The organism is Nostoc sp. (assembly GCF_036917235.1).
Taxonomy (GTDB): Bacteria; Cyanobacteriota; Cyanobacteriia; order Cyanobacteriales; family Nostocaceae; genus Nostoc.
Genome location: NZ_JBALDU010000091.1, coordinates 40,010 through 61,834, shown reverse-complemented (window position 1 = coordinate 61,834; position 21,825 = coordinate 40,010). Strand labels below are relative to the sequence as shown.

General features: G+C 40.2%; 21 protein-coding genes. 2 read left to right on the top strand and 19 right to left on the bottom strand.

Features of this window, described 5'->3' with window-relative positions; all coding sequences use genetic code 11:
* Positions 1-368: 368 nt before the first annotated feature.
* Positions 369-686 (top strand): RNA recognition motif domain-containing protein, encoded by a 318-nt coding sequence (locus V7K44_RS25855; protein WP_334935738.1) that lies wholly within the window; start codon positions 369-371, stop codon positions 684-686.
* Between the two features lie 84 nt (positions 687-770).
* Here the strand turns inward: V7K44_RS25855 and V7K44_RS25850 are convergent, their stop codons facing one another.
* The 9 genes from V7K44_RS25850 to V7K44_RS25810 all read right to left on the bottom strand — a co-directional run bounded on the left by V7K44_RS25850 (position 771) and on the right by V7K44_RS25810 (position 7,678).
* The gene (locus V7K44_RS25850; RefSeq protein ID WP_334935736.1) at positions 771-1,172 is read right to left on the bottom strand and encodes a nuclear transport factor 2 family protein; all 402 of its coding nucleotides are present in this window, start codon (positions 1,170-1,172) and stop codon (positions 771-773) included.
* A 219-nt stretch (positions 1,173-1,391) separates the two neighbouring features.
* The gene (locus V7K44_RS25845) at positions 1,392-1,568 is read right to left on the bottom strand and encodes a hypothetical protein (RefSeq protein ID WP_334935734.1); all 177 of its coding nucleotides are present in this window, start codon (positions 1,566-1,568) and stop codon (positions 1,392-1,394) included.
* Positions 1,569-1,992: 424 nt separating this feature from the next.
* Positions 1,993-2,751 carry a YebC/PmpR family DNA-binding transcriptional regulator gene (locus V7K44_RS25840; RefSeq protein ID WP_334935732.1) on the bottom strand — a complete coding sequence of 253 codons (759 nt, stop codon included), beginning with the start codon at positions 2,749-2,751 and terminating at the stop codon, positions 1,993-1,995.
* Positions 2,752-2,926: 175 nt separating this feature from the next.
* Positions 2,927-4,495: a metallophosphoesterase family protein gene (locus V7K44_RS25835; RefSeq protein ID WP_334935730.1), complete on the bottom strand. Its 1,569-nt coding sequence runs from the start codon at positions 4,493-4,495 to the stop codon at positions 2,927-2,929.
* 107 nt (positions 4,496-4,602) lie between these two features.
* Positions 4,603-5,028 (bottom strand): type II toxin-antitoxin system VapC family toxin, encoded by a 426-nt coding sequence (locus V7K44_RS25830; protein WP_094349077.1) that lies wholly within the window; start codon positions 5,026-5,028, stop codon positions 4,603-4,605.
* Between the two features lie 7 nt (positions 5,029-5,035).
* Positions 5,036-5,251 carry a hypothetical protein gene (locus V7K44_RS25825; RefSeq protein WP_181928639.1) on the bottom strand — a complete coding sequence of 72 codons (216 nt, stop codon included), beginning with the start codon at positions 5,249-5,251 and terminating at the stop codon, positions 5,036-5,038.
* A 126-nt stretch (positions 5,252-5,377) separates the two neighbouring features.
* Entirely contained in the window at positions 5,378-6,592 is a 1,215-nt protein-coding gene (locus V7K44_RS25820) for a damage-control phosphatase ARMT1 family protein (RefSeq protein WP_334935743.1), read from the bottom strand.
* A gap of 204 nt (positions 6,593-6,796) precedes the next feature.
* Complete coding sequence (locus V7K44_RS25815; RefSeq protein ID WP_334935727.1) at positions 6,797-7,198, bottom strand: hypothetical protein; 402 nt, start codon at positions 7,196-7,198, stop codon at positions 6,797-6,799.
* Positions 7,199-7,453: 255 nt separating this feature from the next.
* On the bottom strand, positions 7,454-7,678 hold the full coding sequence (locus V7K44_RS25810) for a hypothetical protein (RefSeq protein WP_334935725.1): 225 nt from the start codon (positions 7,676-7,678) through the stop codon (positions 7,454-7,456).
* 558 nt (positions 7,679-8,236) lie between these two features.
* Between V7K44_RS25810 and V7K44_RS25805 the strand changes: the two genes are divergently transcribed.
* Entirely contained in the window at positions 8,237-8,521 is a 285-nt protein-coding gene (locus V7K44_RS25805; protein ID WP_289799246.1) for a DUF427 domain-containing protein, read from the top strand.
* Positions 8,522-8,654: 133 nt separating this feature from the next.
* On the opposite strand, the gene V7K44_RS25800 is transcribed toward V7K44_RS25805, so the two are convergent.
* The 10 genes from V7K44_RS25800 to V7K44_RS25755 all read right to left on the bottom strand — a co-directional run bounded on the left by V7K44_RS25800 (position 8,655) and on the right by V7K44_RS25755 (position 21,522).
* Complete coding sequence (locus V7K44_RS25800) at positions 8,655-9,437, bottom strand: PEP-CTERM sorting domain-containing protein (RefSeq protein WP_334935722.1); 783 nt, start codon at positions 9,435-9,437, stop codon at positions 8,655-8,657.
* A gap of 257 nt (positions 9,438-9,694) precedes the next feature.
* On the bottom strand, positions 9,695-9,874 hold the full coding sequence (locus tag V7K44_RS25795) for a hypothetical protein (protein WP_334935720.1): 180 nt from the start codon (positions 9,872-9,874) through the stop codon (positions 9,695-9,697).
* Between the two features lie 85 nt (positions 9,875-9,959).
* A complete protein-coding gene (locus tag V7K44_RS25790; protein ID WP_334935718.1) occupies positions 9,960-12,425 on the bottom strand; it encodes a HEAT repeat domain-containing protein in 2,466 nt (821 codons plus the stop codon).
* A 150-nt stretch (positions 12,426-12,575) separates the two neighbouring features.
* Positions 12,576-13,004, bottom strand: a complete 429-nt coding sequence (locus V7K44_RS25785) for a hypothetical protein (protein WP_334935716.1) — start codon at positions 13,002-13,004, stop codon at positions 12,576-12,578.
* Between the two features lie 225 nt (positions 13,005-13,229).
* Positions 13,230-13,376 carry a hypothetical protein gene (locus tag V7K44_RS25780; protein WP_334935714.1) on the bottom strand — a complete coding sequence of 49 codons (147 nt, stop codon included), beginning with the start codon at positions 13,374-13,376 and terminating at the stop codon, positions 13,230-13,232.
* Positions 13,377-13,463: 87 nt separating this feature from the next.
* A complete protein-coding gene (locus V7K44_RS25775) occupies positions 13,464-16,487 on the bottom strand; it encodes a hybrid sensor histidine kinase/response regulator (RefSeq protein ID WP_334935712.1) in 3,024 nt (1,007 codons plus the stop codon).
* Positions 16,488-16,640: 153 nt separating this feature from the next.
* Positions 16,641-19,451, bottom strand: a complete 2,811-nt coding sequence (locus V7K44_RS25770; RefSeq protein ID WP_334935710.1) for a methyl-accepting chemotaxis protein — start codon at positions 19,449-19,451, stop codon at positions 16,641-16,643.
* Positions 19,452-19,512: 61 nt separating this feature from the next.
* Entirely contained in the window at positions 19,513-20,010 is a 498-nt protein-coding gene (locus V7K44_RS25765; RefSeq protein WP_194042956.1) for a chemotaxis protein CheW, read from the bottom strand.
* A 4-nt stretch (positions 20,011-20,014) separates the two neighbouring features.
* Positions 20,015-20,392, bottom strand: a complete 378-nt coding sequence (locus tag V7K44_RS25760) for a response regulator transcription factor (protein ID WP_069071198.1) — start codon at positions 20,390-20,392, stop codon at positions 20,015-20,017.
* A 62-nt stretch (positions 20,393-20,454) separates the two neighbouring features.
* Positions 20,455-21,522 carry a response regulator gene (locus V7K44_RS25755; RefSeq protein WP_334935708.1) on the bottom strand — a complete coding sequence of 356 codons (1,068 nt, stop codon included), beginning with the start codon at positions 21,520-21,522 and terminating at the stop codon, positions 20,455-20,457.
* Positions 21,523-21,825: the final 303 nt, after the last annotated feature.

Here is a 21,825-nt window from a genome sequence, read left to right as displayed (position 1 = left end):
CAAGCTGAGAACATCGGAAGCTGGGTGCGGTGAAAATCGCACGCCCAGATTTAACAGAGAGGTGCCCCGGATAATACCGGGCATCGACTCTACCAGTGGATTAGTCAATCTCATGGGTGCGGTTTACTAGAGCCTCACCCGTTTTGAGACTAGCCAGCATCTAGCTATTAACCGCTTATATAACTTTTTATAACAGTTTTTCAAACTTTTACGCAGAAATTTGGTTCCTATGTCATCATGGGAAGTGAAATGAGAATTAATTCGGCGACAGTGTTTGTTTTTAGTATTGACAGGCTTTTTCCTTTTGGTATTACAGACTTCTCTCCGAAATCTAAATCTCTACAAACTTATGATTTTGGAGACATTCGATGTCAATTTACGTAGGTAACCTCTCCTATGATGTTACACAAGATGCGCTGAGTGCTGTATTTGCAGAATATGGTGCTGTAAAGCGTGTTCAACTACCCACTGACCGTGAAACAGGTCGTTTACGCGGCTTTGCTTTCGTGGAAATGAGTTCAGAAGATGAAGAAGCAAAAGCTATTGAAGCTCTTGATGGTGCTGAATGGCTTGGTCGTGACCTTAAGGTAAATAAAGCCAAGCCTAAAGAAGACAGAAGTAGTGGTTCCTTTGGTGGAAACCGTGGTGGTGGCGGTGGCTACAACCGTAGCAACAACCGCTACTAAGCTTAATTGAATTTAGAAAAGGCTCAGGCAGGAATGCTTGAGTCTTTTTTATGCAAAACTTTGACTCTAAATAATTTTAGGCAGTTACTTATTATACTGCACTGATGATTCTCTAACTAAAGTGCCCTGATGAAAGATCATTTTCCATCGATCGTTGTTTAATTTCCAGATGGAACTTCGCAGCGAATGAACAGGTTGTTCGTCAGATATATGTCTGACTATACGATAAGTTACTAAAACAACCCCTGTTATTAAAACTAACATTTTGAATTCTGTTATCAATCTTTGAGTCATGGGTTGGATAGGTTCATTCTGCAAGCTCTCGATAATTTGCTGTTTATTAAAAACACGCCCTGAGCTTCCGAATTCAATGAACTCGTCAGCAAGTAAATCCATGATATCTTTAGCTGACTTTCGGACATCGGGTTGAAGCAAACGCTCCTCCAACTCACGAAAAAGTGATTCTTCTAAATAGTCTGCTTTCATATATGTTTTGAAGACTAAATTGAATGGTAGCAGATACGATTAGGCGATCGCTTTAACTTTGATTTTTATACGCTCGCACCCTTGAGCAAGTTAATTAAAAAAACCCGCTGATTGGTAGGGATTCCAGCGGGGTTAAATAATACAGTTATCTTTTCAGAGAAACCAACACTAAACTTGATTACAGAGCTACTAGAAACTTTTACGACTAATAGTAACTATTTATAAGTGTTTATGAACTAGTTTTTTAGCATGATGTCTGTGATGCTTAGTGTGATGAACTTTAGCAGATTTTACGCTAGTATGACGGATAGTTTTAGCTTGAGCTTGAGATGCAAAAGCGGTTACAGGTGCAGCAAAAATTAGAGCCAAAAGTAAAGCTTTAGCGAACTTATTCACTTGAAAATCCTCATTAGGTAATCAACAATTTAACTATCCAATAGACGTATGTCATAAGTTTGTAATTGATATGAATCTTTCATGTCTGTTTTTACATCCGTCAAATATAGGATTTACTCGGTTAAGGCAAGAGACGCGATGAATCGCCGTCAAGACAATCTAGAATTTTCATCAAAAAAGCTTAATTGAATCGTATGGGCTTACGTGGAATACTTAGCTAAAGAATATTTGCTGGCATTTCAATCTTCAATGTAACAATTTGGACACCATCCAAATAACTGTAATTTGGCTATAGGACTCATATTTGATTTTTGAACAAAACTCAGTACACCTTTATTCCTTCTTCCCAGTCCCCAGTCCCTTACCTCTACGAGTGATTCAGAAATCAAATCGGATTGCTATATGATACTTGGGTTAATTTTGATTAGGAAATGGCGATAGATATCAATTCTTCCGATATTTCAAAGTTAGCTGTGACATTTTGCACGTCATCTAAGCCTTCTAGAGTATCAATTAACTTGAAAAGCGATCGCGTCTGATCGGGATCGGTAACTTCTACACTATTACTAGGAATCCAGCGCAATTCGGCATCAGTTACCTTAAAGCCTTGATTTTTGAGTGTCTGGCTAAGAGTTTCTAAATTTCCAATATCAGTAAAAACCTCAGCCATCTCATCTTCAGTCATTTCATAAGACTGGGCACTACCTTCGAGGGATGCTTCTAAAAGCTGTTCTTCGTCAAGCACACCCTGCACAACACAAACGCCTTTTTGTTCAAACATCCAGCTAACGCAACCGACTTCACCAAGATTGCCACCATTTTTACTAAAAGCTACACGTAAATCAGCAGCAGTGCGATTGCGATTATCTGTGAGGGCTTCGATTAAAATCGCTACACCACCAGGGCCATAACCTTCGTAGCGAATCGCTTCAAAAGTAGCACTATCGCCGCCAAAAGTGCCTGCACCTTTAGCGATCGCTCGTTCAATATTATCATTGGGAATACTCGCAGCCTTTGCCTTGTCAACTGCTGTACGAAGTTGAAAATTCAGCGCCGGATCTGGCACGCCGCTTCTAGCCGCAACAATAATCGCCCGCGATAACTGAGTGAAGGTTTTTCCCCTTTTTGCATCTACTACCGCCTTCTGGCGCTTAATATTTGCCCATTTACTGTGTCCTGCCATAATTTGAGATGATCGTAACTCTATTTAAGATTAGGATATACCTAGCTTTTGTCTCAATGCAAAGGTGCATTTGGTAAAACACCAACAGAATCACTCAAAGCAATCCAGTAGCACTGAGATTTGATTTTTAAATGAGATGGGGAATGATGTAGTTCAATTACTTACCGTATCCCATTTAAATAACAAAAGGTTCAAGTTCCGTGTTATGCCACTCTTGTTCAAACCGTTCAGTAATCAACGGTCTAATGATAAACTTGGGCGGGCTACCATCCAAAACATCAATCCGCACACATGAATAAGGCAGTCGGTTGTGGAAATTGTAGTTATGACGGCCCACAAATAGCGTTGAATCCGCAACTTTCCGAGTGGGTTTACCTGCAATCTCAGCAAAAGTTTCCATCAATTCAGTCCCTTCTCGCCGTTGATAGCGGGGACGATGACCGCTGCCACCAGAAATAATACAGTTAATATGCGAGTCTGCAAATCCGGTGTCAGTTGTGCAAAGATGCTCTAAACAGTGAGCGTGACCGTTTAAAATCAAATCGACTATGGGACGTTCTTTAATTAGAGTACCAAGAGTTTCTGCGACTTGTTCAAACACCCAGCGCAAACGGTGACGAACCGCCAAGGTTTGGGCCTGATTCCACTTGGTAGCTTCTGTGACGTATGGAGGATGGTGGAAAAATATTACACGTCCACGCACCTCTAAGTTATTCCAAGATTCGATTAATCTGCTTCGCAACCATTCAAGTTGTTCAAAATCGATCGCAGGCATTTGATGAGATGCTAGTTGTTTTTCAATGTCAATTTTGATTTCGTTTATTTGGTCTAATTTGGCACTAAAGTCATCAAGTAGTTCCGCTTCGGTGGGTTTATCTGGGTTGAGGCGATCGCATATTCCCAAAATCTCCAATTCTTCTCGATCTATTTCTTGGCGACGCTTTTGTAATTCCCGACGGTAAATTTCCCCCTCTTGAGTTGCAGGTAAAGGTGATGGTGTATTAAAGGTATTAGAATCGAGTGCAAAAAAGTCAATCCCGCCGTAACGAAAGGTGTAATAGCGATTGGGTAAACGGGTAAACTGTCCAGGTTCATAACGCAAACAACGCCCTTTGTTGGTCTTTGCAGTGTAGTGCCGATCTAAATGACGTTCTAACTCTTGTGGAGACATCGCCTGAGTGTAGTCCATAAATGCTCGTGCATAAGCATTACCTTGATACGAGCCATGCCAGCCAATCTCGATATCTTTGTAGCGGAACAGGCGACGCAGTGACGATGTTGTGCCAGTAAATAAACGGTACATTAACGGCACATCGTAGTAATCATGATTACCAAGTACTGGCAAGAAGGGCAGATTAAACACCATACGGTCATAAGGAATGCTTTTCGGGTTGTCACCACCGACAAGAAATTCCCGGTAAGGCTCAATAAAGTTTGTTGAATAATATTCTTGGGAACCCACCACATAGATTACATCGCCAGTGTGCAACACAAAGCTGCAATCATCGCGGTGAGTCAGCATCAGTTCGGCAACTTTTCGTTGGGGATGGTGTCGAGAATGGGTTTTAGTGCCGGAATCGCCGATAACCATAAAGGAAAATTCTGGATTATCTTGCTTGCGATCGTCAATAACTAGACTGGTTTGGTCAATTCCCCGTTGCACAAAACTTGGATGCATCCACCGCACCCGTTCCTTCATCTTTTGAATTTTCACAGGAATCGGTGGATCGGAAATCAATTTCATGGCTGATAACTCTTGAATGCCTAATGCACACACCGATTGTAACGAAATATTTAATTGTCATTTGTCATTTGTGAATAACCAATGCCCCATGCCCAATCCCCAAATCCTTACGGCAAATTTTCTCGCAGTAAGGCTCGAAAGCCTGCTTGTTGAAAATGCTCATCGGCGGTCAGTGCTTCAGTGATTCCGCTATATTGCATGACAATAAAAGATATGCAATCGACAAATCCCCATTCTTTCTCTGTTCGTTCGCGATATAGCTCGAAAGCACGTTCGTAAAGTTCCTGGGAAAGGGGGACAATTTCGACTTTGGAGTCTGCTACTAGAGAATTTAATAATATGATTGCCGCCTGACGATAAGGTTGTTGGGATAAGGCATTGCCAATTTCCAACATCACCGCCTGTGTTGTCACCAAACGAGTTTCTGCTGCTTGTAACATTTTAGCCAGATGTAAGGCTCGGTCATGCAAGCGATCGCTCGGTGCAGATAAGGCAATGGCAAATGATGTATCAAGAAAGACTTCAGAATGCATGAAAAGTTTATTTACTGTACAAATATTTATCTATATTGGCAGACCAGTCAGGCGGCCCTTCCAGGTTGAGCGATCGCGCCGTTTGCAAAAATGATACCGTTTCATGTTCGCTTGGCGGTAAAATTTCAATACTGATTCGCACGCGGGTATTAATTGGCAGTGCGATCGGTTCAGCCGGATAGAACACTTTGCCATTAAACACAGCTGTGATTTTTTCTACCATTTTCCTTAGAAAGTTCTTCTAGTCTATCCTAAGCTGGTTGTAGCGATACGGGTAGGGTAGACGACCCTATAAGTAGTGAAGATACGTATACTTCTTTTACAAATTATCTCGATTTTTCAAAATTTCCTAAACTACCAACTGAATTACACCCCACTGTCCATTTGTCAACCAAGAAGAGTCAGATTTTGCTACTTTCTCAATAACTTCTGGTTTTAAACCAACTGCTACTTCTGACTTTAGGGTGCGTAGAGCTACCATTGGCACGGGTAGGTAGCAGACTATATCTGCAATGTTGGTGGTAAGATTCCAATGGCGATCGCCTAATAATCGGCGATAATTAGCATCTCCTTTGACTATAACCAAACTCGCATTGGCTAACTCATTTTTGAGGGAGTTGGGTATTTCCCAAAAGGCTAAAGGCGATGTCCAAAAGTAATCTTCAGATAGTACTAAATGCCCTGATGCAATATTGTCTTGCAGTCTTTGGGTAAAGGATGTAAGTTGTTGATTTCCAGTAACTGCTAAAAAACTTATTGTGTCATGTACATCCTTAATCATGGCATCAGATACAAAAGTCGGATGTGGCTTTAAGTGTAGGTAAACCTGATTAGCCAGTCCGCTACTTAATAAAAAGTCTACTAAACATAAATCACAAACAAGTTCAAAACCAGCATTGTCTACAACAAAATCAATCCGTCCCCTTTGAGAGTTGATTAATAATTCCCTGACTTGGGAGGCATCATTTACTAAAATATGAGCTAGTTGGGTTTGAATATCAAAACGACTGCGATCGCTCTCGGATGCTGACCATAAACTCAAGTCAACTCGATTTCCCCACAACGCAAAATATAACAGTGCGATTAAAGCTGTTTGATTTGATTCTCCCTTCAGTTGAGAATTATTTAACCAATTGTTAGCCTGAGCACACAGTAGAATAATCGAATCCAAAGATACTTCTAAACTTTGAGACTTTTGTAACTCAAATGGATCGATACCTTGCCAGACACCAGGGCGAAAATAATTGGTAATTTCTAGAATTAACCGAAAAAAATAAGTTTCGGCAAAAAACCAAGGAACATCTAGCCAACGCTGACCTTTATATAATTCTAAATATGTATTCCAGGCTGAGAAATCTACAGCGGTGTCATTTACAAGAGGTTGAAAAAACCCTGTTGGCAGTTCTGTAGCCAGGTTTTCTAAGCTGGCATTAATTTCAGACGAGAAATTATTTTCAGCGATAACTTTGCGAGCGATCGCAGGCATTCGTTGAGTAACTGTAAACTCAGTAAAAGAACCAACTTCTGACCCCAAAAGAGACGGTGGCATGGGTAATTTGGGCATGTGGAATATATTCGCCACAAACTTTGATTCTCCTTATATTTTCAGTTATTCTAACGCTGTGTGCGACTTTCTTTCAAACCTAATCAATTCAAAAGCGGGATAAATCGCCATCAAGACGAAAGACTGATTATTGTAGAGACAGCGATTTATCGCGTCTAAAATTATAGGGAGATGCGGAGATTGATTCCAGCATTCCTAAATTGTTTATTGTGAATCATTAATATCGCCAAATGATTTCATCTGTAACTCGACTGCGTTGACGTAACCTCGATCGTTCAAAACTTCCGCTGGTAACTTATTAGCCCTGATAGCAGCTTGAACCACATCTTTCGCAGTCAAGTATCCGGTTTGGTATTTGAATAACAAAGTGCCCCCACTGGGAATACCCTGCTCTTTTAAATAACCTTGATAAGCTAGAAAGGCAATATTAAAGGGTTGCAGATATTTAGTATCTGTAGGATTTTTACGTAAAGTATTAGAGTTGACATCTGTATTTATTTGTCCACCACCATTGTTAGTATTAACTGTTTGAGCACCAGCAATTCCAGGTATAAAAGCCATAGAAGCAATGATAAGTGCAGAATTGAGCAAAATTGTGAATTTCATGATTTTATCCTTGGTAGAGATTCATTAGTGTTTTAAAGTAATACAGTCTTATTTTTAGTAATTTCAAGCTTTTGTGATTAGGTCACCGTATTTGTTGATTTATTACTCACGTATTTGAGTGAGGTAATTCCCCCCAAGCTTGACAAATAAGCTTTTAAGAGAATTACTAAGGGTAAGAATGGAGTGTTTTGGAAACAAAACTGTAATTGATAAAATGATATAAGCTACATCTCAAAAGCATAGAAGTAACTTAGCTCATTCAAAATTACCAAAACCCATCATGTAATAGGCAATAGAAGCAGTATCAAAAGGTTTGAGATAATTGGCATTCGTGGAATATCTAAGGGAAGTGTCAGAGTTTACGACTGTGTTTATTGATGGGCTATTGTGATTCTTGGCTTGATGAAAGCAAGTGATTTTAGGCATAGAGTTAATCCAAGCAAGAATATGTGCAGATTTTAGCGAGTTTGTGAATTTCATAGACTTATCCTCAATTAGAAGAAAATGCAATTAAAATCAGTATTTTCTAGTAATAGAGTCCACTGTTTTATTAATCTCAACCTTTTAGATCGGTTCATTTGATAGATTGATTTGTTAATTACTCAAGCGCGTTATTCAAATTCACCAAAATTGGAGAAATTGAACATTCTGAGCAGGTTTAGTCAGAATTTAAAAGATGCAAAGATATGCTAAATAAAATCTTTAGCTGACAACTATTTCTAGAAAGTGCGTTAGCATCGCTTACTCAGATATTTAGAGATTTTTGCTTGAGGCTATCAACCGAAATTTAACTTTGTTTTGGCTAATAAACTTTCCATACCAATATGCTAGAAAATCTTTATGATGTAAGCAAATGCTTTTAATTTTCAAATTGATAAATAAAAGTGATTGTAATTAATATCTAGAGGGAAATCCTGTAACTCATTGCCTCTTCATGACTTCTGAACTATTTTGGCAGCGTCACGGTTCCATAAATTCACTACAAATAAGCTGATAGTGTAAAAATGTTATATGTATAGTTTATTTACAAAGTCATTTATGCCGAAAGCAATTTGGAATGGAGTTGTTTTAGCCGAGAGTGATAATACTGTAGTTGTCGAGGGCAACCATTATTTCCCTGTTGACACCATTAACAAGCAGTATTTTACTGAAAGTAACACCCACACTACTTGTCCTTGGAAAGGTGTTGCCAGTTACTACAGTATCGAAGTTGAGGGACAAACCAATAAAGATGCTGCTTGGTATTATCCCAGTACCAAGGAGAAGGCTAAGAATATTGAAGGTTATGTGGCCTTCTGGAAGGGTGTAAAAGTCGAGGCTTAAGAAAGGTTCCTGGAATTATTTTAGTTTCAGGTAATTGATATTATGTCCGACTAATTGCCCATAAAATAATTAGCCCGTTTGTGCGGGCTAATTATTTAAACTATTTCATCTACAAATTTATTTTAATAACTAATTATACCTTCGCTTTGCGAAATACTACTTGCTTTCTCTTCACCAGCCAAGCCAGACTACCAGCAAGTAGAGTACCAGCGATCGCACTTGGTTCGGGTACTGGTTTCGATATAATAGCACCAGGGTTCAATATCAAAGTACCAGAGTTGATAGTTATGTTGCCTGCTGATCCTGAATTAATATTACCAGCAGCGATCGCACTTGTTTCAGGTACTCTTCTCAGAATCAGGTTAGAGGTTGTAAGAGTTATGTTACCTCCTACTCCTGAATTATTATTGCTATCATCAGCGATCGCGCTTGGTTTGCGTACTGGTTTCAATATAATAAGGTCAGGGATTGTAAGAGTTATGTTACCTCCTAATCCTGAATGATTGCTACCAGCAGCGATCGCGCTTGGTTCGGGTACTGGTTTCGATATAATAGCACCGGGTCTGACTGTAAGAGTATTGGTTGTAATAGTTAGGGTGCCTGCTGCTCCTGAATGATTGCTACCAGAAGCGATCGCACTTGGTTCGGGTACTGGTTTCGATATAATAGCACCGGGTCTGACTGTCAGAGCATTGGTTGTAATAGTTAGGGTGCCTGCTACTCGTGAATTCTTGCTACCACCCTTAATATAGAGTTTATCAGTAGAGATAGTTAAATTGCCACCGATGGTGATGCTATCGAGAGCCGCCGTCAAGGTAGCAGCTTGTGCTGATTCCACTTCCATTATCATCCAACCCAGAGCAACGGTTGTGGAAATAGCTTGAGCAATAGCCTTTTTTTTATTGTTTTTTATCACCTAAAAATCCTCGGATTAATTTTTCAAAATTAAAAAAATCTCGGATATTAATCTTGTTTCTGGCAGTTTCAGGAACTCTGCTAAAAATATTGATTTGTGCAGCGTGGTTGTCATAGCTGTGTAAATGCTATATTTAATTGGAATCTTAGCATTTTCTGTCCTGGGATTTTAGGTAGCGAGTTTAAACTCTAGTGATGTTGCTGCTTACCTGAAAATAGCTGTAAGCTTTGGTTAAAACTTGTATTGATAAATTTTGCTTAAGCTGTGGTAGCGATCGCATAAGCGTTTGCCACAAATAGATAAGCATTCGTAACCAAACAGGTTATGTTAGTAACGATTGCATAAGCGTTTGCCACAAATAGATAAGCATTCGTAACCAAACAAGTTGTGTTGTTAACGATCGCATAAGTTTTCGTTACCAACGGATAAGCATTCATAACGAAACAACTTGTGTTCGTAACGAATGGACAAGATGTTGTTCTTACGGCAACTTTATTTGTAACGTTGCTGCTGCAAAAGGACTTAAATTATTTTTGTGAAGAGGATTTTCTTTAAGCTTTGCATCGCACGAGTAGCAACATTATGCTGATGCCAAGCTTGGTAAAAATCAGGGTAATGCATATTTTGGGCACATTCCCAGGCTAAATTGTAGAAATTATAATCCAATCGCCAATAACGACTTGTAGCTTCAACTGCTTTAAACCGATGGTTATTGTCTTGTATGATTTGCCCTAAGCTTCCTGCTGCCTTTCTACGGGTGTAGTAATCCACAGATGTTGATTGCAGCATTTGCACCAAAGCGGCGATCGCAATTTCATTACCAGGGTGGATTTGCCCTAAGCTATGTGCTACCAGCAAACGGGTGAAGTCATCCAAATGATTTGATTGCAGCAAGTGTACCAAGCTAGCGATCGCAAACTCATTGCCCTTGCCGATTTGCATTAAGCTTCCTGCTGCATCTCTACGTTTATCGTCATTGACAGTAGTTGATTGCAGCAGTTGCACCAAGGCGGCGATCGCAATTTCATTACCAGGGTGGATTTGCCCTAAGCTATATGCTGCCAGCATACGGGTGAAGTCATCCAAATGATTTGATTGCAGCAGTTGCACTAAGGAGGCAATCGCATCTTGATTCCCTGTGCCGATTTTCCCTAAGCTATATGCTGCCAGCCTACGGGTGGAGTTATGCACATCAGGTGATTGCAGCAGTTGTACTAAGGCGGCGATCGCATCTTGATTCCCTGGGTCGATTTCCCCTAAGCTATCTGCTACCTGCCTACGGGTGTCGTCATCCACATCAGGTGATTGCAGCAGTTGCACTGAGGCGGCGATATCATCTTGATTACATGGGAGATCAGGGAAGTCCTTTAAATCCCAATATGGCTCCAGTGACTCAACGGCACCGATCGCATCTTGATTACCAGGGTCAATCTCCCCTAAGCTACCTACTGCCAGCCAACGGGTGCGGTCATCGATAATAGTAATTAATTGCGCCAATACCACCAAGGCAACAATCACTTGTTTGCGGTCTGTTTGTTGCAGTACTGATCTAGCTTCCTCTTGGATTAAATTGAAATGATTAATTGTCAACTTAAATTGCGCTAATATTTCTTCTGTTCTAAAATAATTCCCAAACTCTGTAATTCCTTCTACTGCTAAATCATAGGCGCGAACGTCATAAAATTTTCGACATCCATCTTTAAAGTTCACTAAAGCATCGATAAACAGTTGCTTTTGCTGTTTAAGATTTTTTTCTTCTCTCCCCAACCAAAGTAATATTGTTTGTTTCCATTGCGGTTCAAAGATGCGATAAGTTCCTTGACTGGGATTGTGAGGAATATGGTTAAGAAAGAAATGCCAGTCATCAATTGCTTTTGCAGCGAAGTACTCTTGAAATGAGGCATGAAAGAAAGCATAAACAGGTTTTCTATTTGTATCTATCCCTACACAGTTTAGCCAGCCGCGATTTAGCGCCAATTTCAGCAACGAATTTTCATCATCAGCATCACCTAAGAACTGACTCACAAAATCCTGCCGTAAGCGAAAACGGGTTGCTTCTTTGTCTATTGCTGCTTTAGCTAATTCCCCTAGTTTGACATTGAGTTGCTGACGCTGGTGAGAGTTTGTAGCAAATTCGGCTTTTTTCCACTTGTAGAACTCATCAACAAATTGCTGATAAAGTCCCGCTTGAGTATCCGGTAATTTGCCATCTCCTAATTGCCAATTCAAGCACAGCAGCGTCAACCGCAGAGGATTTTTCACTAAATCCTGAATCCGTTCTTTACCTGATTCTTTCAACGCAGTACATAACTGCTTCCCAGTTTCGGGAATAGCAGCGAACCATTTGTAAATAAATCTCTCTACTTGTTGTGGATAAGAAAAATCTAAACTGCGATAAGTATCAAAATCATCAAGTGCATTACTGCTGCCATCCCACAGATTGACCCGACAGGTCAGCACAATTCGCGCTTGAGAAATTAACCCTGTTTCACGAAATTGTCGAGCAATTTCTGTGAGAGGATTACCTGAAGATGCGGACATTTCATCTAACCCATCTAACAGCAGCCACACATTATTTTGATTAAACAGAGCAACAAAATCATTTTTTAGTTGCTCAGTGGCTTTAGCTTTACCTGTTTTCTCAGCCACCTGAGTTAACCAAGTCTCAAACAGATAAGATTTTAGTTCCTTCTCTCGCAAATCTGCTAAAGATACCCAAATCACAATCGACTGGTGAATCTCACGAGATACCCAATCAGCAATCTGCTGTAACAGTGTTGTCTTTCCTGCTCCTGGTTCGCCAATAATTGCAATTCGCTTACCTTGACTTTTAGACGTGTTCCTCTGTTTGAGAACTTCTTCGAGAAATGCATCATGCTCAAATGTTTTGGTGATTTCTGTCTCTTTGTACAGTTCTGAACCGTGTTCTGGAGAAATATCACCTTGAGGCTTGGATGGTTTTTTGCGCTCAACTAATCCCAGTGGCACGTAAATATCATCAACTTGCAGGGCAACTCCTTCAGTTGATGTCAGAGGATTTGTAGTCAGCTTTCGCCGTTCTGCGAGTATTTCATAGCAGATTTTACACCAGTCATCGGGAGTTAACTTTGTCCCATCCTCCCCTTGGGACGACTGTAGTCAAAAAGTGAAGTTATTAGTTTGGTTATTTATCTGTCCTTGATTTACAACTCCAATTTTTTCTGCTAGCTGCGTCAGATTTTGAATAGTTGGCTGTTGAGACTTGAGAGTATTTTCTATTTCTTGAATTTTTTGAGTGAGTTTTGGTTCGGCTTTTGCTGCTGCTTCCACTTCCACAACAGCTTGAGCAATTTCTGGGTCTGTGTCTGCTGCTGATTTCAGTTCCAGCACTGCTTGACCATAATCTAAACGCTGCGGTTCATTACTGGTAAGAGATGGCACTTTCTTCTTCTGGCGGAGTAATCCGATTAACTTACCACCTAGTGTCCATGTAGCATCGCCGATATTTTCGCCGATTTTCTCCTGTGCTTTAGTCCAAAGTGTAGTTGCGATCGCAGTAGCAACAGCCGTCAGTGTTACAGTTACCATAAATTCACTACAAGTTGAATTGATATAGAAATTCTTTCAACTCACACAAATAGTATTACGCAAAAGCTGCGCAATTATTACTGATATCAATAAATACAGTTCAGATAATAATAAAACAATTGTAGAGACGGCGATTTCTCGCGTCTCAAAAACCAAAATTTTTGCCAGTAGCCTTTAACCCAAGCGTATTGTGATGTAAATCAGTCTTTTAACCCGCGCAGGTGGTCACTGAGCTTGTCGAAGTGCGGATTTTGTCTGTGTAGCCGCGACTTCTAGTCGCGAGGATACTAATACCAATTCAATTAATGATTGCAACACATCCTTGGGTAAAGACGCGATGAATCGCGTCTCTACAAATGGTCTGTTTGCCACATTTTTATTTTAAATTGGTATAAAATAGTGCGTTATACCAAAGGCTAATGCACCCTACAAAAATATCTAAAATCTAATTATGAATTATCAATTAGACGCTACCTTTTCTGCGACAGGATGAATTATTTCCTCCAGGGTTTGTAATAACTCTTGTTCGTTATAAGGTTTAGAAAAGTAAGCCCGTGCCCCCAATTGCATAGCTAGTTGCCGATGCTTATTGCTGCTACGAGAAGTCAGCATCGCAACTGGAATATTTTTTGTATCAACGTCTGAATTTACCTTACCTAAAAAGCCATAACCATCAAGGCGAGGCATTTCAATATCACAAATTACTGCCTCAACCTTCAATCCACTATGGAGTTTTTCTAAGGCATCTTGACCATCTTTAGCTTGCTCTACTTGATACCCTCCTTTTTCAAGGGTCAGGGCTAAAAAGCGGCGAACATTAATCGAATCATCTACGATTAAAATTGTGCCTTTCTGCTTAATAGATGCTGCTGAAATTTTCTCTTCATCAAATATCAGGAACGGAGTTTTTAACCTTGCTGATGGTAACTGAGTTCCTCTCGGTGTCTTTTTATTGGTAGCAATCCAATACAGCAACTCATTAACATTAACTAGTGGGACGACTCGACCATCACCGAGAATTGTGCAGTTGCTGAAGCCTTCAGGTAAAGGTATATTCCCTTCAACTTGGCGAATCGCAACTTCTTGTTCGCCCCAGCAACGATCTATTTGGATAGCTACTGGCTGATTATTACCTTTGACTACTAAGACACTGTTAGTACTAATGGCTGCCGGAATTTCCAACTCTGCGCTATCGTAGCGTAGGCAATTAAACTCTAAATAACGCATTAGGCGAATCAGTGGCAGCATGGTTCCTTGCCAATTTAAAACTTCGCTACCAGCCATTTCAAAAACTCGCTCGTCTTGGAGTAAAGATATTTCTGAAATGACATCTGTGGGAAATGCTAATAGAATCTTATTGATTTCTACCAGCAGAACTCGCGCAACGGAAAGTGTAAATGGTACTGAGAGGGTGAAGGTAGTACCAACTCCTGGTTCCGTATCAACTTTCACATCTCCTCGAATTAGTTTGAGGTTGTTGCGAACCACATCCATACCGACACCGCGACCAGATAATGCTGTGACTTGTTCGGAGGTAGTAAACCCTGGTTCAAAAATTAGTGATAATAGTTCTTCATCACTAGCATTAGCCAGTAGAGAAGCATCCAATCCCATAGCTAAGGCGCGGGTGCGAATTTTCTCCAGAGAAATGCCCCAACCATCATCACGGATAGTAATGAGGGTGCGATTGCTGCGGTGAGTAGCTGTAATTTCAATCAATCCTTGTTCTGGTTTACCCAAAAGGCGACGCGTGGCAGAGTCTTCGATACCATGATCGAAAGCATTCCTTAATAGGTGCATTAAAGGTTCATTTAAAGCTTCTAAAATGCTGCGTTCAATTAAAGTGTTGCCACCTTCAATTTTTAACTGGACATTTTTCCCATACTCGACATTTAAATCGCGTAAAGCTCTGGGAAAACGTTCGATTAAATCGGACAGCGGCCGCATTCGGATGTGATTTAGCTTGGTTTGTAATTGTTTCGATGTTTTGTTTAGTTTACGAGCAATATGGTCTGTATCATCTACACTTAGTTGCACATCTGTCGTAACTTCTTGTACCTGAACAATGGTTTCCATAACTTCCTGCGATCGCAGGTTTAATTCGTTATAGCGATCCATTTCTAAGGCATCAAATTCTGTGTTTGTACCTTCTACTTGATGACCATTTTCAGCTTGTAGATGCGCTCCATTAAACATGGTAGCTTGAGTGGAAATTTTGTCGGAGACTATGCGTAATTCCTGGTTTTCGCGGTCGAGAACTTGAACTCGTTGGTTGAGGTTGCGAACGAGTTTGCGTAATCTTTCTAATTGCGAGTTTAAGCCATTTCGCTGAACAATTAGTTCGCCAAATAAGTCATTAATTTGCTCTAGCTGCTTGCTAGGGACTCGGACGCTATTTTCATGAATTTCTCTTTCTTTCCCAACGGCAACTGGCTCTCCTTTGCCTTCGCTAAATTTTGCATCGGGAGGATTCTCTTCTTTAGCAAATATTGTATTGTGTTCAGTTACATTGACAGAATTTACATCGTCGGCAAATTCTGCATCTACAAATGTAAAATTGGCTGCGATTGCTTCATCTTTAACCCAAGTTTCTGGAGTTATCTCTGCTTGCCAAACAGCTGTTGACACTACTTCTGTGTCGAGGACATCTGTAGGAAGAAGCTGTGGTATTACTTCTGCTGCTAATAGCGGCAGAGATTGCGTAGAACTACCCAAGTCAATTTCTGTAGGTAAGCTATCTAGCTGATTCGTCAGCACCAAAGCTTGCGATCGCCGCCATGCTTGCAATGCTAACTGGGCAATTTCAGGAATGCGATCACTACTAACAGTTTCCAAGTGCTGCGTTACCGACTCACAAAGCTTGCTAAAAGCCGGCAACTGGAGCATTTCTCCCAAACCACCTAATTCAGCTGCCAGGATCGCAATTTCTTCATGCAATCCTGCTTGTTGGCTATCTGCCAATATAGATTCTAGACGCTGCAAACACTCTTCTACTTCTGTGGCAAATAGCAAAGGAATAACGTCTTGCCCGTCCTCTGGGGATAGCATAGTTGAGGCATCTTCTGGGGTGGGGTCGCCCAAGCGATCGTGCAACTCATCGAAGATGGGATAACAAAAAGTTGCTAACCACTGATCTTCGACAACATTCCCTTCTGCAAGCAATTCGACAATTTGACGCAGCCAGTCAACTCCAGATAGCAATAAACTTTGCAACTGAGTATCAATTTCTAAAGAATTTTTTTTAGTTTTTAAAACTTTAAAGGAATCTTCCAAACGGTGAGATAAATCACTTAGCGATTTAAATCCCATCATCCCCGCGCCACCTTTAATAGAATGAGTGGCCCGGAGTGCAGCATTGATTTTGTCTAAATCGATGCGGTTACTAGTATCGATTTCCAGCAATACCCCTTCTAAGGTATTTAAGTAATCCGTTGCTTCTTCCAGAAACTGCATCTGGATTTCTAGTTCTTTGTCTTGTAGCATGGTTTTTGTCCTTAGTCATTGGTCAATCAATTTTGGATTTTAGATTGCGGATTTTAGATTTTTTTTCAATCCAAAATCTAAAATCTAAAATTTGCATGGTCATTCGTCATTCATCACTAGCAAAGGACAAAGGACAAATGACAAATGACAAACTTAACTAACTTTGAAAGCCTCGACAGTCTCTTGCAACTGCTGGGAAATATCCACAGTTTGTTGCAGAGATTCAGAAACTTGGCGAGAAGAATCGCTGGTACGTTGTGATATAGCAGCGATATCTTTCATCAATTGGCTAACACTTTGGGATGTTTCAACCTGAGATGCAGTTGCAGTGGAAATCGACTGTACTAAGAAGTCAATTTGAGAAGATACATCCAAAATTTCACTCAGACTTTGTTTAGCTTCCTCTACAATTCGAGTACCTTCTACCACTTGGGTAGTGCCTATTTCCATTGCTTGCACTACTTCACTGGTTTCTCGTTGGATATTTTCAACAATTTGTTCAATTTCTTGGGTTGCTGCGGCACTCCTGACTGCTAGTTCGCCGACTTCTTCAGCCACTACGGCAAAACCTTGACCTTCTTCACCCGCACGTGCTGCTTCAATACCGGCATTAATAGCAAGCAAGTTAGTTTGAATCGCAATTTGGTTAATCAAAGAAACCACGCGAGAAATTTGTTGCGAAGACTCTCCCAAACGTTTCACTTTCTTAGCAGTTTCACCTACAGTTTCCCGCAAAGACAGAATATTTTGTACTGTCAAATCCATCGCGTGTCCACTCTTAGTAGCGGTATGAGCAGCATGGTTAGCAATGAAGGCAGCTTTTTCGGCACTTTCGGCTACAGCTTTCATGGATTGGGTCATTTGGTCAACAGCATCAAGGGTGCGATTGATTTCGGCAGCTTGGGTAAGTGCTTCCTCTGCTAGGTGGCGGATGGCTCCTTCGTTAGAGCCAATGGCACTATTTACATGGATGGCAGCTTGTTTAACTTGGGTAACAATATCCCGGAGGCTTTCGACAATGGAGTTGAAGAAGTCGGCAACAGTACCGATTTCCCCAGCGGTTACATCTGCACGCACTGTCAAATCGCCTCTGGCTGCACCTTCTACGTCGTTGAGTAGTTGTAAAAGTTGTTGTTGCAGTGTTTCGTCTGACCCACTTATAGTTACATTTCTGACTTTTTCTATCTCTTCTAATAACTTGGCTTGTTCTAAGGCATAGCCGACTTGAGTTGCTATTTGTTGAAACAAGTCAATTTCTGGCTGTTGCCAAACACGAGGAGTTTCACAATGATGAGCAATTAATAAACCTAAAAGTTTTTCTTGGGCAAGAATCGGTACGATTAAATGACTTTTGACAGCAAATTTTTCCAACAGTTGGATGTAGCCGTCGGCATTTTTCAGGCTTTGATCTTGATTAATATTGGCAACCGCTTGCACCTCTCCATCACGACCCGTTTCTAAATAATGTTCCCGAAAATAGGGGTCATCAATTTGCACTCCCAGCATTTCCGGCCAATTACCAGTTACCGATTCCGCAACGACAACGCCAGCCGAAGTATCTGGATTCAGACTATAAATGATTACCCGGTCTGTTTTGAGGATTCGCTGAACTTCTTTGACTGCTGCGTGATAGATATCTTCAGTTTTGAGGATTTTCCGAATCCGTAGGGTAATATCTGCTAGTAATTTTGCCCCTTCAACGTCTACTTCCTGTTGCTGTTCCTTAACTAAGACCTGCAATTGTTCGGCCATCAGGTTGATATTTGCACTCAATACCCCTAATTCGTCTTCTCTTTCAATTTCCAGACGGGTATTAAATTTACCTTGACCTAACTTTGCTAATGCCGCAGTTGCATTGAGAATTGGCAGTGTAGTCAGTTTAGCTAATCGAGATGCGATCGCACCCACAATCAATGCTGTCAGTGCTGTACCGATGGCTATAGTCCACAACAATTGTCTTTGCGGCTCAAATACAGTTGCAGTGTCTGTAGCTAAAAGTACCTGCCAGTTTAAATCAGGTAAACCATCTATGATACTAGCTGGTACATAGCTAACTAGTTCTTGTTTTTTGTGAGTTTTGGGAACTTCTATAAAACTATCTACCTTTCTAGCCGCTAGCAGTTTAGGTAAATTAGAATACTCTCCCTTAGCCTCTTTCCCCAATAATTCCTTTTGAGGACTCAAGAAAACTGTTCCCGAAGCATCAAGCAAATAGTATTGTTGTCCGTTGGCTACGTAGTTTTTGATTACTTCCTCTAAAGATTTTACGGGCATACGTGCTTGTACTACGCCAATAGTTTGACCCGTTCTTGTCTCTTTCACAGGTGCAGCTAGATAAATACTCACGACACCAGTATTTTTTGCTGCTTCCGGTTTACTGATGACAGGAGTCTCTTTTTGTAAAGCGTCTTGAAAATAGGTACGGTCTTTTTGATTTTCCAGGGGTTCGCCTGTAGACTGGACAATCAAGTTACCTTGGCGATCGAAAACAGCAATACTGTCATAAGCTTTGTAGGCTTCGACAACCCGATCTAAGACTGCTTGCTTTTCTTGAGTACTAATACTAGGTTGAGAATTTGTCAAAAATAGCAAGTTTGATATTACCTGAATATCACCGTAGCGTCCCAGCATAAAGCGGTTAACTTTATCACTTAAGCCAGTGGCTTCGGCTTGTTGAGATTGGGTAATTTGCTTAGTAATAGATTTGTTGGCCAAACCAAAAGCGATCGCACCGATGCCCAAAACTGGTATTGTACCGATTGCGATCGCTAAAATAGTTGCTTTCTTAACTAATCCCAGCCTTGTAAAATAGGCAATTCCCTGATTCCAAGAAGAACTCTTAGCACTTTCATTAGTCAGCTTACTTGGTAGCTTTACTACAGTTCCCATAGCTTTTTGAGATGAAATCAGTGATGCTCGATTTTGAGCGCTATTACCTTGATTTGTGTTGGTTTTATTAAACATAAAAGTAGTTCTCCTAAGTATGTGAATAAGAACACTAAAAAGCTGTTTTTAGTAGTAAGCCCTAATCACTGCGGAGAATAGAAGATTGCACAATCGCCTGTGCATCTAATACCAGTAATATTTCTTCCTGTTGCACAACGCACCCACATAAATAAGGAACTAAACTGGATGTCACTTGTCCTATAGGAGAATGAATATCATCAACTATGAACTTGGTTGTACCTTTTATTTCTTGTACAACTAATCCCAACACCAATGATTCCACTTGGATAACGATCACATTGTATTGTCGCAGTCGATAATCTAGGGATTCTAAATTGAGCATTCTTGGTAAATCAACTACCCAAATTATCCGACTCCGCCAATTCATTAATCCTAATATGCAGGATGGCATATTCGGTATTGACGTAATAGATTCAACAGGCACAAGAATTGCTTCTTGCGTATGCCTCATTGATAAAACAGCAGTAGTTTGTTGATTTAGCTGAAACTTCAGATAACTATCTGCTAAATTATTCGGGATTGGTTTTGAAGAAAGAGTAATGTTTGTACTAGTCATTGATTCAAATTACCACTGATTTAATAGTACGTAGGAGATGTTCGCGGGTGTAAGGTTTAGTTATATAGGCATCTGCACCTTGTCTCATTGCCCACAAACGGTCAATTTCTTGATTTTTAGAACTACAAACCACAATCGGCACCTTTGCAGTAATCGGATTTCTTCTCAGAGAACGACACAATTCAAATCCGCTCATTTCTGGCATTACTACATCAGTAACGATCGCATCTGGTTTTTCTAACACAGCTTTTTCTAAACCTTCTTTTGCACCACTTGCTTTAATTACGTTGTAACCACTCTCTTTAAGATAATGGCTCATTAATTCCAATTCGCTGGGAGAATCTTCTACAATCAAAATTGTGCCAAGCAAAGTCAGGCTCACTATCAAATCTCCTAAAAAAATAAATTAAACATATTTTGTTATTTTTATTTGCCTTATTTCAATCAACCAAGATGCTTAAAAACCATTTTTAGCAATTCTGATTGTGTAAAAGGCTTAGTCAAATATCCTGACGATCTGACCATTTTAGCCTTTGCTCTGTCGATAAATCCCGTTCTACCAGTCACCATAACGATCGGTGTATTTTTAAATGCTGAATGTTTACGTAATAATGAACATAGTTCATAGCCATCTAAACTTGGCATTTCAACATCTAGCAAAATTAGATCGGGCTTACTCCGTAGAATTTGCATTAAAGCTTTTACCGGATCGTTGATAGTTACAACTGAAAATGTGTTTTCATCCAAAAAGTGCTTAATGGAATTCAAAACAGTTTGGCTATCATCAATGCAAGCAATTGTATATAGTTTTTTACCAACAGGTGGCTGAGTAGTTTTATTATTCTCAGAAATATCAAAATTGATTGGTATTGGCAGTTTTTGCCCAAGCTTTATTTGTAGTTGTGGCTGAACTTGAGACGATTGTGTTGTAGAAAAAACTTGGGAATTCGCACCAGCCGGAATTGATGACTGAATATTTTGCCTATTTCGTAATTGCTTTTGACAGTGTTCAACAAGCAACCGTAAATCCAGGTGACAGAACTTTGGTTGTTCGTCCAAAGAGCTTTCTGGACTGAATTCATAGCTACCTTCTTTTAAACACAGAAATGATTCCATTACTTCTTTTGCCAATTCGTCTATCAGGCTTCCTGCTTGCACAGAGGTAATATAGTCCTGATTTACTAACCAACAAATAGCTTGGTAATCCGCATTTGGTATTGATTGATGTTCATTCTTCGTCTCAAACATCAGCCGCATCTGTACACGAGTGGCGCTGTTGAGAGCAGGAATTTGCTGACTCAAACGCCGTAAGTGACTGTCAAGGCGCTCAAATAGTTTATCTGAATAGGAGGCATAAGTAAGTTTACCGTCCTCTAGATAGATTGACCAAGAGACTATCCCGGTAAATACGCTTAAGCAACCCGTAGCACGCCGACTTGTTAATTGTGCCAACAGAGATAGCGGATGTAGTTTCTGGAACAACCTGTAGCTACCTATAGGAGTTGTGCTCATTTTGCTTTTACTTCAGCTAAAATTCGATACGTGTAAGCTAAATTCGTGTAGAGTTATTCCACAATTAAAATCAAGTAAAAAGCATTAAACTTTTGTATTTTAAAGTACATCTGTTTACATCTAGGTTTGTGGTGAAACTCAACGAGAGTAGCGTTATTTTCAGATGAGCAAATCTTAGTAAATTCGTAAATTGTGATTAATCTACTTAGTGTTACTGAGATTTATCAACATCTTTCGAGAAATAAGACATAAAAATGTCAAGACTAGATGAAGCCACTTTCCATTGAGTAACCCCAATCTGAC